16 protein-coding genes are annotated in these 15581 nt (G+C 38.5%); 6 read left to right on the top strand and 10 right to left on the bottom strand.

The window, feature by feature from the left end; all coding sequences use genetic code 11:
- Positions 1 to 197: 197 nt before the first annotated feature.
- Positions 198 to 671 carry a GtrA family protein gene (locus tag HDE68_RS26260; RefSeq protein WP_183885681.1) on the top strand — a complete coding sequence of 158 codons (474 nt, stop codon included), beginning with the start codon at positions 198 to 200 and terminating at the stop codon, positions 669 to 671.
- A 46-nt stretch (positions 672 to 717) separates the two neighbouring features.
- Here the strand turns inward: HDE68_RS26260 and HDE68_RS26255 are convergent, their stop codons facing one another.
- Genes HDE68_RS26255 through HDE68_RS26245 form a run of 3 tightly spaced genes read right to left on the bottom strand, consistent with a single transcriptional unit; the run spans position 718 to position 3617 of the window.
- On the bottom strand, positions 718 to 1500 hold the full coding sequence (locus HDE68_RS26255; RefSeq protein ID WP_183885679.1) for a polysaccharide deacetylase family protein: 783 nt from the start codon (positions 1498 to 1500) through the stop codon (positions 718 to 720).
- 3 nt (positions 1501 to 1503) lie between these two features.
- Entirely contained in the window at positions 1504 to 2439 is a 936-nt protein-coding gene (locus HDE68_RS26250) for a glycosyltransferase family 2 protein (protein ID WP_183885677.1), read from the bottom strand.
- The gene (locus HDE68_RS26245; protein WP_183885676.1) at positions 2439 to 3617 is read right to left on the bottom strand and encodes a glycosyltransferase family 87 protein; all 1179 of its coding nucleotides are present in this window, start codon (positions 3615 to 3617) and stop codon (positions 2439 to 2441) included. The genes HDE68_RS26250 and HDE68_RS26245 overlap by 1 nt, the downstream gene beginning before the upstream one ends.
- A gap of 169 nt (positions 3618 to 3786) precedes the next feature.
- On the opposite strand from HDE68_RS26245, the gene HDE68_RS26240 reads away from it, so the two are divergent.
- From HDE68_RS26240 to HDE68_RS26230, 3 genes are all read left to right on the top strand, one after another.
- Complete coding sequence (locus HDE68_RS26240; RefSeq protein ID WP_183885674.1) at positions 3787 to 4368, top strand: Crp/Fnr family transcriptional regulator; 582 nt, start codon at positions 3787 to 3789, stop codon at positions 4366 to 4368.
- Between the two features lie 94 nt (positions 4369 to 4462).
- On the top strand, positions 4463 to 5107 hold the full coding sequence (locus HDE68_RS26235; RefSeq protein WP_221300975.1) for a DsbA family protein: 645 nt from the start codon (positions 4463 to 4465) through the stop codon (positions 5105 to 5107).
- A gap of 45 nt (positions 5108 to 5152) precedes the next feature.
- Complete coding sequence (locus tag HDE68_RS26230; RefSeq protein WP_183885672.1) at positions 5153 to 6043, top strand: MBL fold metallo-hydrolase; 891 nt, start codon at positions 5153 to 5155, stop codon at positions 6041 to 6043.
- Positions 6044 to 6085: 42 nt separating this feature from the next.
- On the opposite strand, the gene HDE68_RS26225 is transcribed toward HDE68_RS26230, so the two are convergent.
- The 3 genes from HDE68_RS26225 to HDE68_RS26215 all read right to left on the bottom strand — a co-directional run bounded on the left by HDE68_RS26225 (position 6086) and on the right by HDE68_RS26215 (position 8432).
- Positions 6086 to 6679: a helix-turn-helix domain-containing protein gene (locus HDE68_RS26225; protein WP_183885670.1), complete on the bottom strand. Its 594-nt coding sequence runs from the start codon at positions 6677 to 6679 to the stop codon at positions 6086 to 6088.
- 89 nt (positions 6680 to 6768) lie between these two features.
- On the bottom strand, positions 6769 to 7449 hold the full coding sequence (locus HDE68_RS26220; protein ID WP_183885668.1) for an HAD-IA family hydrolase: 681 nt from the start codon (positions 7447 to 7449) through the stop codon (positions 6769 to 6771).
- A gap of 86 nt (positions 7450 to 7535) precedes the next feature.
- Positions 7536 to 8432, bottom strand: a complete 897-nt coding sequence (locus HDE68_RS26215; protein ID WP_183885666.1) for an alkaline phosphatase — start codon at positions 8430 to 8432, stop codon at positions 7536 to 7538.
- A 159-nt stretch (positions 8433 to 8591) separates the two neighbouring features.
- On the opposite strand from HDE68_RS26215, the gene HDE68_RS26210 reads away from it, so the two are divergent.
- Both HDE68_RS26210 and HDE68_RS26205 read left to right on the top strand, forming a co-directional pair.
- On the top strand, positions 8592 to 9674 hold the full coding sequence (locus HDE68_RS26210; protein ID WP_183885665.1) for a calcium:proton antiporter: 1083 nt from the start codon (positions 8592 to 8594) through the stop codon (positions 9672 to 9674).
- Between the two features lie 566 nt (positions 9675 to 10240).
- On the top strand, positions 10241 to 11737 hold the full coding sequence (locus tag HDE68_RS26205) for an MAC/perforin domain-containing protein (protein WP_183885663.1): 1497 nt from the start codon (positions 10241 to 10243) through the stop codon (positions 11735 to 11737).
- A gap of 105 nt (positions 11738 to 11842) precedes the next feature.
- On the opposite strand, the gene HDE68_RS26200 is transcribed toward HDE68_RS26205, so the two are convergent.
- Genes HDE68_RS26200 through HDE68_RS26185 form a run of 4 tightly spaced genes read right to left on the bottom strand, consistent with a single transcriptional unit; the run spans position 11843 to position 15507 of the window.
- Complete coding sequence (locus tag HDE68_RS26200; RefSeq protein WP_183885661.1) at positions 11843 to 12760, bottom strand: alpha/beta hydrolase; 918 nt, start codon at positions 12758 to 12760, stop codon at positions 11843 to 11845.
- 11 nt (positions 12761 to 12771) lie between these two features.
- Positions 12772 to 13413: a hypothetical protein gene (locus tag HDE68_RS26195; RefSeq protein ID WP_183885659.1), complete on the bottom strand. Its 642-nt coding sequence runs from the start codon at positions 13411 to 13413 to the stop codon at positions 12772 to 12774.
- 4 nt (positions 13414 to 13417) lie between these two features.
- On the bottom strand, positions 13418 to 13981 hold the full coding sequence (locus HDE68_RS26190) for a methylated-DNA--[protein]-cysteine S-methyltransferase (RefSeq protein ID WP_183885657.1): 564 nt from the start codon (positions 13979 to 13981) through the stop codon (positions 13418 to 13420).
- A 56-nt stretch (positions 13982 to 14037) separates the two neighbouring features.
- A complete protein-coding gene (locus tag HDE68_RS26185) occupies positions 14038 to 15507 on the bottom strand; it encodes an FAD-dependent monooxygenase (protein WP_221300974.1) in 1470 nt (489 codons plus the stop codon).
- Between the last annotated feature and the right edge of the window lie 74 nt (positions 15508 to 15581).

Below are 15581 nucleotides of genomic sequence, written 5' to 3'. Positions count from 1 at the left end.
TGGTACTGCGGTAACACGTGGGAGAGTAGGTCGGTGCCAAATCTTAAAGAAAGCCTGTAGGAAACTACAGGCTTTTCTTGTTTATAGGGGTTTTTAATAGCAAGTTTATTCTTAATGATCTGTAGCTGGATGTTTAAACAGAGTCTTATATTTGTCTGGTATACTATTTACTATTTGCATTACATAACTTATCAGACTTGCTCAAGAATCCACTTATTAAGCTAATAGATTTCTTTTACCCACCCTTTTCAAGATTTATTCCTGTAAAGACATTCAGGTATGGCGTGACGGGTGGAAGTAATGCATTGCTGAATCTTATTATATTCTATCTGAGCTATAATTATGTTTTAATAGGGCAGGATCTAAGAATTGGGAGTTTAACGATTACCTCTTATATCGCTGCCGATCTGATGGCACTTTCAGTAAGTTTTCCAGTAGGTTTTTTATTAAATAAATACCTGGTTTTTCAGCGGGAAGGCCGGGGCGTTCAGCAGCTCATCCTATACGGATTTGTAACGGGAAGTTCACTCCTGATGAATTATGGTTTACTGCATTTACTGGTGGGATATTTCGGCTTGTGGGCAACGCCTTCACAAGCTTTTATAATTGTTCTGATGTCCGCATTCAGCTATTTCTTCCAATCTTATGTTACTTTCAGGGAGAGAGCCTGAACCGGACATTTAGGCTTGAATCAAAAGGGAAAATAAAACCTGATTTTTATCCTGCAGGGATATTCTTTGTGAACTGTGATATGGTTCCTGAAGGATAACCTTGTTGATTAATCCAGCTCATAAACTCATCCATCCTTTTGATCATATCCCGGCCACTGTTTTTACTAACATAACCAGGGAAACCAAAACGTTCTTTATCTGTCAGATCTGTAAATTCCCAGGGATGGAAATAAATATTAAGATAGTTGTCTTTCTGATAGGTTCTTTTTGCAAGGTGTTTATAGAACCATAGCGGTAGATTATGAAATGATAACCAAAAAAGAGGAAAACGGGAAATTGGACTTACAGATGCAGGTATTTGTAAAACCTGGCTCTGATAAAAGTATGTTCTGGAGATATGACGGTTATTGTACCTTCCTGGTAACCAGGTTGGGTTTATAGAGCTGTTATAAAGATATCCTGCTTTTTGTATTTCCTGCTCGTCTACGGGCATCATCCTTGCCATTCTGTAACCTGTTACTTTTACACCAGAAAGCTCTTCTAAAGCCAAACGGGATTCCAGTAAATGTTCTTTTTTAAAGTCAGAGTGATACACACCATGTGAGGCTAATTCGTGACCTTCATGAAGTATACGTTTGATCAGTGCATCTGCATTTTTAGCAAAAGTAACTGTACTGAAAAAAGTAGCTTTAAGCTGATGTTTTAGTAATAAATCCAGTATGATCTTAGTGCCTTTAGTTGAAATGCTGATCTGTTCTTCGAAAGTGATAGTTTTCTCATATTCGAAAGGCATATCAAACTCTTCAATATCAAAACTGAGTAATACCATATCTTATGTAGGTTGAACTAAATTTGTTGATTTAATAATGTAATTAGGGCGGTTTTTAGACTGCATAAACATCTTTCCGATATAGATTCCTATAATACCCATAATAATAAGCTGTAGCCCGCCAAAAAAGACAATAGTCATAATGGTTGATGCCCATCCATCTACTTCTATACCGCTATATACTGCATAAAAAACATAAGGAACATAGAGAATGGATAACATCGAAAATGAGAATCCAAGGTAGACGGCTGTATAAAGTGGCTTTATACTAAAGGATGTGACACCCTGTAAAGCAAAACCCATCATCTTTCTTACATTATATTTACTTGATCCAGAATAGCGCTTGCTAGGGGTATAATCAATAGCAATCTGCTGATACCCCATCCATTGGATCAGTCCTCTGATAAAAGGCTCATTTTCTTCGAAGTTTTTAAATACATCGATTACTTTTTTATCCATCAGCCTGAAATCGGCTGTTCCGTCTTCGATTTTAATGCTGGATAAAACATTAAGTAATTTATAAAAAAGTACGGAAGACTTTCTTTTACCAAAAGGCAAGCTTTTATCCTCTAGTCTTCTGGTATAAACTACTTCATTACCTTCTTCCCATTTTTCCAGCATTTGAGTAATCAATTCTGGCGGATGCTGAAGATCAGCATCCAGAGATATCACGCAATCCCCGTTAGCTTTATCCAATCCGGCTTTTAAGGCTAACTGATGCCCGAAATTCCTGGAAAACTCTATATAGAATAAATTAGGCTTTACTGTTGCCATTGTTTTAAGAATAGCCAGAGTCTTATCCTTACTGCCATCATCAACGAGGATAAACTCTACATCGTATGGTGTTTTGCTGAAAACGTTTTCTAACCTGTCAATGATGACGGTTAAATTCTCTGCTTCATTGAAGGCAGGAATCACAACTGAAACCAGTTTCTTCATTAGTTGGAGATTGTTTTGAAATCAAATCGTTTAAACATCATTTGATAAGTAATAAATAGCCATATCAGCACACACGGAAGAGCTTTTAAAGAGTACCTCATAATATATTGTTCCCGGATATACCGTGGATAGAAGTCTGAAGGAGCCAGGGTGGTAAGCAGGATAGCAAATACAAAAAGAGCGATTACTATAGGTTGAATAGGTTTTTCCTGCAGTACAAACCAGATAGCAACACCTGTAAATGCGAGAATATAGGTCGGGGATTCAGATGAATTGCTGAATATTACCGTAAATATTAAAGTAGAGGCCAGATACATGAGCCTGAAGTCCTGTGATTTATATTGCTTAATTCTCAGGTATGGCAGACCAAAAAGAATGATCCCTGTAACCAGGAAAGGCAGGTTTGGGATATCAGCATTGCCACTAATCCGTCTGAATATTCCCATAACAGAGATATCCTGCCACGAAACCAGCGTCGCATTTTCAAGTTGTTTAGCACTTAATGAAAGATACCATTCTTTATATTGGGAGATAATATATTCTTGCCCATAGAAGAGCATCGGCAGTGCAAAAAATAGCAGGGCCCAAAAGATACAATAGGCAATGAATTTTGGTTTTTCTTTCACAAAAAAGAAGAAAGCGAGACCAACAATACCATATAATTTGATAAATGTACCCAGCAGAATCAGACATGCGGCCCAGAAATTCTGTTTTTTATCAATTAAAGTATAGCTTAAAACGATGATAGCTGTGATAGACGGGTTAATCTGGCAGGCAAATAAGGCTGTAAGCAACTCATGGGCAATAATCCAGTAAACTGCGTTAACCTTCGCTTCTTTGAGCGGTAAACTCCTGATGGCAAAGTATAGAAATAAACTATTTGCCAGTTCCCAGAAGAACATGCCTATAAATTCGGGCAGCATTGCAAATGGGGCAATAATCAAAGCGAATAAAGGCCCATAATGATTCATATCCCCATATTCAGGATACCTGGCAAATAAAGACAGGTGATCATTCGCATGAAAATACGTGTAAATGAAAATCAGATAATTATTATGTGATGCACCAGTATGATATTGCCTGTATGTGGTAATTGCTGGTAATAAGATAAAAAAACTGAGGATGAATAACCGGTTATTAAAAAGTTTAGTTAAACCGGTAGTTAAACTAAGTTTCATTTGTGCTGTAAGTGGCATTAATTCTATCTTATTAAGAGATTTGCAATGGTAAAGTTACAAAAGTAATTTTGTAAAAATAGAGCGCAAAATGATGCTTTAAAACACATCTGAATAATATTGCCTATTTTAGACATATCCGATATTTTTCAGCTACTTCATTGTCCTCAATATGTACACTTTACTTCGTGAAAATATAGAAAAGCATATTCATCTTACAGATGAAGAATTTGCGCAATTTTCTGCTCCGTTCTATTTACAGCACGCAGAAAAGAAGCAGATGCTGTTACGTGAAGGCGAGGTTTGTAAGTTTGAAGGCTTCGTGAATAAGGGCTGTCTGAGAGTCTATTATCTGGATGAATCGGGCTTTGAAAAGGTTCTGTATTTTGCAGTAGAAGGTTGGTGGATTACAGATATTGATAGCTTTACGAATCAGACCGCTTCCATATTAAATATTGAAGCATTGGAAGACAGCGAAATCCTGATGATCACTTATCCGTATAAAAATATATTGTACGAAACATTGCCCAAAGTTGAAAAACTATTTAGGGTGATGACGCAAAAAACACATGCTGCCTTGCAGCGCAGGATGATTTCTTCGTTAAGCAATACAGCTGATAAGCGATATCTGGAATTTATTACTAAGTATCCGCAACTTGAACAAAGGCTTTCTCAGCAGCAGATGGCAGCCTATCTGGGGATTTCCCATGAATTTCTAAGTAAAATCAGGAAAAAGATTTCCAGATTAAGATAACCTGTCTTTTTTGAACTAGTTCAACTTTCCCGATCAGGGGAAGGTCTAATTTTGTATTGAACTAGTAAAGCTTAATTAGACAAAGAAATAATAAATGAAATTGATTTATGTAATGGACCCGCTATGCGGCTGGTGTTACGGTAATAGTAACCACACGCTGGCTCTTTTTGAAGCCTATAAAAATATACTTGACTTTGTAATTGTACCCGGTGGGATGTGGGCAGGGCCAAATGTAAGAATGCAATCCCCTCAAATGGCTGGTTATTTTGAAAAACATGATCAAAGAATAGCACAGCTTACCGGCACTGAGTTTGGGGATGCGTATTTTAAATTTATCCGCCAGCAGGAAGTGAAACTGGATAGTGAAATACCATCAAGGGCTATTGTCACAGTACAAAAATTCTGGAATGCTCTGAATGTACCTTTCATGGTGGCTTTACAGCAGGCAAGATACAGAGCAGGTAAAGATCTGAATATGGAAAATACATACCTGGAAATCTGTACCCTGCTTGGAATTGACGGCGCTGAGTTCCTGGTTCATTTCAATAGTGAAAATATGAAAGTAATTACTCAATCTGCTTTTTCTACAGCGATGGAGTATGCATCTTCTTATCCTACTTTGCTGTTTGAAGAGCAGGATCAGCTGACTTTATTAGAACAGGGATACTCTTCTTTAGCAGAAATTACTAAGAACATCGATCTTCTGATCGGAGAAATAAATGCAATACGTATTCAATAATTATTTTAATTCTGCCGGATTCATCTGACAAAAAACAATAAATCTATGAAAGTAAATCTCATTATTACAGCATTGCTACTGATGTCCATCGTTTCGAAAACAGAGGCACAAAGTATTAGAAAAATAGAAACTAATCCATTAAAATTAACCGTTTACAATGCACCTGAAACTAGTTTAGGAGTTGCCTCTGTAATTGTTAGTGGTAAAACAGATGCCATTCTTGTAGATGCACAATTTACTTTGCCAGATGCAGAGCAGGTTGTTGCTGAATTAAAAAAGACAGGTAAAAATCTGAAAGCTGTGTATATTAGTCATGGTGATCCTGACTTTTATTTTGGCCTGGAGGTTATCAAAAAATATTATCCGGAGGTAACTGTATTTGCTACTGCACAGACAGTGGATCATATCAAAGCAACCGCACAGGGGAAACTTGATGTCTGGGGGCCGCAGTTGAAAAGTGCAGCACCAAAAAATATTGTTTTACCACAAATACTGAAAGGTAACAGCCTGGAGCTGGAAGGACAGAAATTGGAGATATTAAGCACTGAAGCTTCACCTGAAAGATCATTTGTGTGGATACCATCAATCAAAGCAGTTATTGGCGGTATTAATGTATTTGGTGATAATTTTCATGTATGGCTTGCTGATGATGCTACTACAGAAAAAAGGACGGAATGGATTGCTGTTCTTAATCAAATCAATTTTTTAAAACCCGAAGTAGTTATTCCGGCACATGCGGCTGCAGATGCATCTTTGAATCTTGCATCTGTTCATTATACTAAAGAATATCTTGAAGTTTACGAACAGGAATTAAAGAAAGAGAAGACTTCTGCAGGTTTAATTGCGGCATTAAAGAAGCATTATCCTAATGCCAGGTTTTTAATGGCCCTTGAATTAAGCGCAAAAGTGAATACTGGTGAAATGCAATGGCATTAAAATAAAAAAAAGGCAAAAGACTGATCGTCTTTTGCCTTTTTTTTATTTTCCATTACTATTTCCGTTTTGCTCAAAGAAATAGATGATCAGCATAACAGCTTTTTGAGCTGTGGTATTTTTAGGTGTATGGGGTAAACGTCCGTCAAAAAGCATAGAATCGCCGTCTGAAAGACTGTAAGTCTGATCCTCAAAAATATAATCTACTTTCCCGGATAAGATATATTTGTATTCATAAGCCTCGGTAACGACCATTGGCCTGGTTGCATTTGGCTCAAGTTCAAGCAAGACAATATCAACTGTAGAGTTTTTAAAGGTCTTTGTGAAAATACGCTGATACAAAAATCCAAGGGCCTGTTCTTTTTCAAAAGATTGATATTCTTCTTTTCGTTTAATAATCACAGGGCTAAGCTGGCTATTTGCAGAGATATCTTTGAAAAACTGATTCAAATCTACATCCAGGGCGCTGATTATATCTATAAGTACCATTAGAGAAGGTACAGTACGATTATTTTCAATTTGTGAAATTAAACCTTTGCTTACACCTGCCAGATCGGCGAGTTCCTGTACCGTTGTATTTCTGTCTCTTCTTATTTCTTTTATTCTGTTACTTATCTTAAGTATAATATTCTCTTCCATAAAACCGCAATTGTCCAAACTTAAGAAATTCAACAGAGTTTATCAGTTAAAACTATGTTAAATTGTTCTAAGAAACGGACCTTATGATTTTATGAATTGATAATAGTGATAACTTCTGAGAGATTATCAATAATATGTGTTGGATGATAAGGCTCCAGCTCATGTCTTTGGAAGGCTCCTGTAGTTATTCCAATGACATATTTACAACCTGCATTTATTCCCTCATTGATATCAACTTCTGTATCCCCAATCTTAACTACTTCATCAGCAGGCAGTATATTTAATTTGGCTTTCATCAGATCTATCATATCCGGATAAGGACGTCCATTTTTTACGTCGTCGCTCGCTACCATAATATCAATTTTATCTTCCCAGCCAAGACGACTGATAATCAGTTCTGCTATGTTCCTGGAGAATCCTGTGTCCAGACCAATTTTAATATCCATGCTTCTCAACTGACTAAAAGTGTTTTCTGCGTTTGGCAATGGTTTAATAGCTGTAGAGTGCTTATAAAAGTCAATCATTATATCTACAAAATCAGTATGTATCTTATGGATAATGTCTTCATCGATTTTCTTTACATTTGTTTCGTATTTATCCAGCATCATCTTGATTGCAAGTGGTTTCTCATATCCCATCATCGGATTTACGTCTTCCAATGCTACGGTATATCCATGTTGTTTCATTGCTTGCTGAAATGATATGGCTACATAATTTTCATCGCTTACGGTTGTACCCGCCATATCAAACACTACTAGTTTTATTGACATTACTTATAATTTTGTTTGTTTACAATTATAGAACTTTGTTTAATATTGGTAAACATTTGCAATGTTATATTATTGTTAAATTTTTATCATTTACTGTTAAATGCTTCAATAACCGGTTTTCCTCTCCAGCTTTGAGGCTCTTTCAATCCTAATAACCATGCAATTGTAGCTGCAGTATCGTAAGTAATAATTACGTTTTTGATTTCGTGCCCTCTTGATACTCCGGCACCGTTTGCAATCCAGGGAATCTGAACTTCATCCAATGATTTACCACCATGACCTTTGCCCGTGCCGCCATGATCTGCTGAAACAATAATTACTGTTTCATTAGCTATGCCTGCTTTTTTTACTGCATTAATGATTATCCCTATGCGTTTATCCACGTTTTCCAATTCTTTATAATAAGCAGGGGTGCGGTGGCCAATATTGTGTCCGGTTCCATCGGGTTCTGAAAAATGTATAAAAGTCAATAAAGGTTTTTCCCTGATAATTATTGACGCTGCAGTATCCGCGCAAAAATTATCATTATCACCATTTGGCCCCGGAACTACAAAAGTGATTGCATCTTTTTCAATTAATGGGCCGATACCCTGCCAGCTATAAATTACAGCTGTTTTTGCTTTGGGTTTTTGTTCTTTAATTAAGGTGAAGATTCCTGGGAACAATCCGTACCGGGATTTTATAGCGGAAGGGATTTCAGGAACAGCACTGTTCCATTCTGTATAACCATGTTCGGTAGGCCCTGCACCCATTAACATAGAAGCCCAGTTTACCGCGCTGGATGATGGCAATACGCAACGTGCCTTTAGTGACCAGGAGCCTGTATTAATTAATTGTTTCAGGTTGGGCATTTTTGCATCCGGAATAGCGTAAGCGCCAAACCCATCACAGCCAATCAGAATAATGTGTTTGACATGGTTAGGTTGTGCCTTAAGTTGAAATCCCGTAAAAAGGATAGTCAGGGCTAATATTAATTTTTTCATGGCTATTTGTTTTTTTGTAAGTGTAGTAAAACTAAACTTAGTTTACAAATTATTGATATTAACTTTTGTTAAGTATATGTAAATAATGGATTGTTTATTTATCTAGCACCATAATTGCTTGTTTATAATTTTCACAATTACATAATAAACTAGAAAACTATGAAACAAACATTACCGCTGCCATTATGGACAATTGTAACGCCTGTTTTAGCCTGGCTGGCTTATTTTGGAATTTCTTTTGATCTTGGGGTACTTTATACTTTTTTTCTTGCAGCTGTACTAATTGGTGGAGTACTGGCCGCTGTACATCATGCAGAAGTTGTTGCACACCGGGTAGGTGAGCCTTTTGGTACTTTATTACTTGCACTCGCTATTACTATTATAGAGGTCGCGCTGATTGTTTCTCTGATGCTGACCGGAGGGCCTGATGTCGCATCGCTTGCCAGAGATACTGTGCTTGCTGCTGTGATGATTATTTTAACAGGAATTGTTGGGCTAAGTCTGCTTGTGGGAGGTGCTAAATTTAAAGAACAGGTATTTAGTTTACCAGGGGTAAGTGCGGCACTGGTTACACTTACAGCGATTATGGTACTTACTTTAATTCTTCCAAATTATACCACAAGTAAACCTGGCCCGGAATATACCCAGGTACAATTGATTTTTGTGGCTGTAATTTGCCTGGTATTATATGGTTCGTTTGTTATGGTTCAGGCAGTCAGACACCGTGACTATTTTTTGCCTCCTGAAGCCGATGGAAATGAGGATGTACATGCTGAGCCGCCAACAGGAAAAGTGGCTTTGATGAGTGCATTTCTATTGGTTTTATGTTTAGGTATTGTGGTATTACTGGCTAAAGCTTTAGCTCCGGATATAGAGAATACCGTGATCAATTTGGGTGCCCCAAAATCTTTAGTTGGTGTAATTATTGCAGCTGTCGTATTATTACCTGAAGGATTGGCTGCTTATCGTGCTGCTAAAAAGAACCGTTTACAAACCAGTCTTAACCTGGCTTTGGGATCTGCACTGGCAAGTATAGGATTGACGATACCTGCTGTAGCTATTGTAGCTATTGTAACTGGTATGAGTATTACTTTGGGAATTGATATGAAAGCAACCGTATTGTTGCTATTGGCACAGTTTACGATTATGCTTTCACTGGCTACCGGCCGTACCAATATATTACAGGGCATAGTACTGCTGGTCATCTTTGCAGTGTACCTTTTTACTATTATCGCCCCGTAATAGTGAATTAACTATATGCAGGTTTCTTTAGGGAACCTGCTTTTACAATTTTTTCTATACTATCATGATCTATTCTATATCGTGATCATAAATGGCATATTCTTTATTGCCGGGTTCATGTAGCAGGTAAAATTGCTTACAACAGTCCTCTGAATTTATCAAATCGCAGGTTAAAGAAACTATATCTTTTCCTGAATATTTCTGTTTTAAGAGTATATAAATACTTTAATAAGACTTTAAAGAAATATAAGTATTAATTTGTTAAATTTTATTCTAATAATAATTGTTATTTAATATTATGTTATTATATTTAAATAATTATATCTAATGATTGTTTAGTAAGTGGAATGTAAATGAAATCAGAAAGAAAATTGCGCACTCAAATCTCCTCAAAATCTCCTGCTTTTTATTTGGCATATCAGTTCAGGTCCCATATTCAAAGGGGAATCAGGATCATATTGCTATAAAATTCCCTGAATAAAAACTTCTGGCCTTATACTGATATAACTTTTTGAAGTTAATGGCATCTGTTAATAAAAATAATTATCTAAAATCAATATTTAACTATGAGAAAACAAACAAAAATGGCCTATTTGATCTTAGCTTTTGTAGCTATAGTGAGTGGTTGCAAGAAGAATGAAATTTCTAAATCCGGGTCGGATGTATCTGTAAAAAGCAGTGTAAATTCGGCAGGGGATGGAAAATGGGATGTATTAGGCTATGGATTAGATGTTACCCGCGACTTACTTGACATTTCGAGTGTATCTGATGTCTCAATCTTTGACATGAAAAGAATTGAAACTGACCTGCTCAGCAAAATTGATGTAAATACTACAACAGAAGGTACAGAAAAATATTACGGTGGATATTCAGCCCTGGATTACCTGAAGGATATCACAACAAAAAAATCATTGGGAATTAGTGGGAATTTTGGTTTTGGTGGCACTGACGCTGAGCAGGCAGCCGGTGGCAAAAATATCTTTACAGGAAGTTTGAGTAAAAATAGTTCTGACCAGAACATAAAAACTTTTTCCAGTAAATATTCATACGCAACATACGAGGTATCCCAAAGGGTAAAAAGAATAAGATTCAATGGTGATGTTAGCATGGAATCATTGATGCAATATTTAACGCCAGAGTTTGTAAATAATGTGGCCACTAAGAGTGCAGATGATTTAGTGAAAAGATATGGTACCCATGTCATGCTGGATATTAGTATTGGGGGGCGCTTAAGGTTTAATTATAGCGGTTATATAGAAAACGCAAGTGACTCTAACAAAAAAACTAAATCCGTAAAAGCAGGATTAGGATTTAGTGTGCTGAAATTGATTGGCGTTAATATCAATTCGGATATGAGTAAAGAAGAAGTTACTAAAATTACGACCGAGACGCGTAATAGAGAATATACCGGTAAATTTTATGGAGGGACAAACTCGGGAAGAAGTGTATCCATTGATAAAGATGGAAATACGACTGAAAACATAAATATTGCAAGCTGGCAACAGAGTATTAACGACAGAAATGCCGCGTTACTTGATGTAGGGAAAGCTGTTTTTCTTTATGATTTTATTGCCGATCCGGTTAAAAAAGAACAAGTTAAGGCAGCAGTTGAAAAACATATCAAAGATAGTCAGCCTAAAGAATTAGGTGAAGTGCCTGTTTATGCTTATCGTAACTCATCAAATGGAGACCGCTACTTTACACCTGACGACAAACCCTTTATTGGAAATGATGTTAATTTTAGAAAAGAAGGGATTTCCTTTTACGCATTTTCGAAACCAACGGAAGGAGCTGTTCCTGTAAATGCTTACCGTAATTCAAGAAATGGCGATCGGTACTTTACCCCGGATGACAAACCTTTTATTGGAAATGATGTTAATTTTAGAAAAGAGGGAATAGCTTTTTACGCGTTTGCGGCGCCAGCTGAAGGAACTGTTCCTGTTTTTGCTTATCGTAATTCAAGAAATGGTGACCGGTATTTTACCCCTAACGATCAACCTTTTATTGGAAATGATGTTAATTTTAGAAAAGAAGGAATAGCTTTTCATGCATATGCAAATTAGAAACGTATCAAAATTGCCTGGCAGAATATAAACCAGGCTCCCCAGGCCAGAGAATAATTTTTCTCCGGCCTTTTTTTATCTCAGGTGTGAAACACACAATGAGAATTATTTCCAGAATCCATTAGATTTCGCCCACGTTTGGAAAAGCTTTGGCCATGCCGAAACGGGTGAATCTTTTTTACCCATACCCCAGCCATGGCCACCGGTTTGAAAAATATGTTTTTCAACCGGTACACCTGCTTTTTCTAAAGCTGCGCTCATTAAATAAGTATTGTCTATTGGAGAAATAGGGTCGTCAATGGCCTGGGTAATAAAAGTTGTGGGTGTATTACTTGTAACCTGAACTTCTACTGAGTATTCTTCTTCTTTTGGGCGGCCAGGATCTGCTCCCAGAATGCTCTTTTTGGAATGTGTCTTATTGAAAGGAGGAAGCATGGTGATGACAGGATAAATGAGCCCTTCAAAATCTGGTCTCGCTGATAAAGCATCTGTAGCATCCTGGTGTTTGTAGAATTTTTTATCTGGCTGACTTGCAGTCATTCCAGCCAGATGTCCGCCTGCCGAGAAGCCCAGTATGCCAATTTTAGCAGGGTCTATTCCATATTGTGCAGCTAAACTTCTGATTATTCTCATTGCCCGCTGTGCATCCTGAAAAGGTACATTGGTTGTTCTCCAGCCTTCCTGCGGTAATCGGTAAACAAGTTCAAAGGCAGTGATACCATGAGATTGAAGCCAGTCTGCTGCCGGTGTACTTTCTTTTCCTAATTCAATATGGGCATAGCCGCCACCACTGATAACTAATATGGCTGTCCCATTTGGTCTGACTGGTTTATGGACAATCAGCCTGGGATTTGATACATTCGTTACCGAACCGGAAGCTGATACTTTTTCTTCTCCCTGCGGGCCTGGCCCATCAGGAATACGGTTGCCCCAAAGAGCGATTTGTTGTAAGTCTGGCCGCGTCTGAGCAGATACAGTAATTCCTGCAATTAGAAATCCCGCAATTAATATTATTTTCCTCATTTAAATAGGTACTAAATGGTGTCTATTTTTGCAAATTCTGGCGTGAAGGCAAGCAGATCGGTAAATAATAACCTGTTGTCTTTTACCTGGTAATCCCAATTGATGAATTGCAGGTAATATCCTTTGTTATCGGCTGGTGATTGCTGTTTATAAAGAAGCTGTTTGTAATTCTTATGATCCAGCCAATCAAAGATTTCGGTAAAGGTCTTACCTTCATCCTTCCTGAGCAATTGTGCCAGTTCTTTAACCATGGGAATAGTTTCTGCTGTTAATAAAAAACTTAATCCGTAACGGGTTTCAAATTTCGGGAGAACATACCGGTCAAAATCGGTTATATATTTTGGATTTAACTGGAGTTGTTCTTCAATGTTTTTCAGTTCGTCTTTTGTTAAATTCTTTAAATAATACCCCGAGCAATAGTCTGCACCAAGCTGCTTCTTGAATTTTGAGTTAAAAAGACGTTTTAATTTAACGAGGGGTTCTTCCTGTAAGGTCCCAATCTGACTTTTGGTAATTGCACCTGTTTCCCAATCTCCCATAACAAAAGAATGATATTCTTCATATTCAATAGGGATGAACTCTTCTATTCTGTGAAATCCCTTTCCATATGATTTTACCCACTGGCCGATTTTGAAGTCTTTGTAAGTTTGCATTTTACTAAAATAAACTATCTGCCGGTATTTCTGAATGACTTCTTTCAAATTTAAGCAGCCACTTTTTCTTTTCTACTCCAGCGGCATATCCAATCATTTTGCCATCACTGCCTATTACACGATGACAGGGGACGATAATGGCCAGGCGGTTCCGGCCATTGGTTGTTGCAATTGCACGGATCGCTTTTGGATTATTCATTTTATCGGCCTGTTGTTTATAGGAACAGGTCTGCCCATATGGAATTTCCTGCAATGTCTTCCAGACGGCCTGTGAAAATTCATTTCCTGGTATATGTAAAGGAACTGAGAATACTTTTCGCCTGCCTTCAAAATATTCTGTCAGTTCATTTGCTAATTGATCTAAATGGGGGTTATTTCCGGGTAGCATAACTGCATTGAGCAGTTTTTGCAAATCAAGGATTTCTTTTTCCAATTTAATCCGGTTAATAAATTCCAGGATACAAACACCCTGAGATGTAGCCCCAGCCAGCATGGGGCCCAGCGGGGTGGAGATCTCGATCGTATCGATTATGTTCTCTCCGTTTGATAGCTCTTGTTGTGTTTTCATCAGCTGAATTTCAGATTCAAAAATACGAAATGAATAGATAAAACAGGAACCCGTTTCTAATTGCAAACAAACCAGCGATCTGCAGCCTTTTTGAGTTCGCTGTAATCCGGATGCTGGTCAGATGCCCAGGCGATAACCCCATCAGGACGTATTAAGAGGGCGCTTATACCCAATCGAATTTTTGGATTGCCTGAAATATACCTGATCTGGCCGCTATATTGATCTGCTAAAGCCTGAAGTGAAGCATCCTTTTCAAAATCAAGTAATATGCCCTGGCCATTGTGCATTAAGCTGCTAATTGTTACACCATCTCCGAACTCAAAGTTGGGAATGCTGTGACCTGTTACAGGGTGGCCTGTACCAAAATCATATTTTGTTAAAACACCCCATACTGTTGCTGCAAAATAGGTGGCACCATCGCGGGTGTTCATCAGGTCACGGACAATTGCATAAAGCGCACGCGAGTCCGGATCTGGTTTCATGATGGCAACCTGAGCGCGTGACCAATCCAGCACCTTTGAACCAATGGGGTGCCTTTCGGTGAAATAAGTGTCCAGTAAACCTTCCGGGGCCTTACCCTGGATAGTTGCTGCGAGTTTCCAGCCAAGGTTCATGGCATCACCTAATCCAAGGTTAAGCCCCTGGCCACCCAATGGTGCATGAATGTGCGCGGCATCACCGGCTAAAAGTATCCGCCCTTTGCGGTAGCTGGTCGCTTGTCTTGACCGGTCGGTCCAGGTGGTGGCCATATGTAAGGCGGTGATCGTAACATCAGTGTTCGAGATGCGGCGTAAAACCTCCTGCACATGTTCAGGCGTGATTGGGTTTTTTGAATTATGAAATGCGCCGTGATCAAACTCTTGTATAGCCAGATAACCCGGCTGAGATTGAAGGTACATGCCTGTTGGTGTCACGTTCCGGCCCGGGCTGAGTTTTTCCGGGTCTGCAAAGTCAACCTTAGCAGTATAGCCGGTAAATTCCGGCTCTGTACCAGCAAACTCAAATCCGCTCAGTTTGCGGACAATACTGCGGCTTCCATCACATCCTATAAGCCATTTACCCTGAAAAGACTGGTCACCTGACTCAACTGTGACCTCATCTAAGGTTTGATGAAAGCCGGTGATGGCAATGCCACGCCTGATAACTACACCCAGGTCATTTGCACGGCCGGTAAGTATAGATTCAAGTTCTTCCATTTCGGACACTAAAACAGGCGCTGTTGAGCTTGGCAGACGATATTTCCACTGTGAGGTGTCAATATTATCTTCATGAAATGGAATGCCGGCAAAGTGTCCTGCCTGACGGCCAGCTCCCTGTGCTGCTGTTGCGTGTGGTTTTTTAACGCGTTTATGGAGTTCCAGTTTTTCTAGCAGGCCACGACGGTCAAGTGCTTCAATAGTAGGCGCAGACAGTCCCCGTATCCCAAAAGGCATTTGTTTCAGGGGCGAGTGTGGGTTTTCTGTTTTTTCGAGTATCAGTACTGAACATTTGGCCAGCGCCAGTTCACAGGCGAGGAATAGTCCCACAGGCCCAGCACCGGAAATGATTACGTCGTAAATAGAATTATCTGATATGGATTTATTATTTTCAGTTGTTGTTT

Source organism: Pedobacter cryoconitis (assembly GCF_014200605.1).
GTDB classification, from domain to species: Bacteria; Bacteroidota; Bacteroidia; order Sphingobacteriales; family Sphingobacteriaceae; genus Pedobacter; species Pedobacter cryoconitis_B.
Note: the sequence above shows the minus strand (reverse complement) of the source record. Positions and strands in the feature narration are given on the sequence as shown.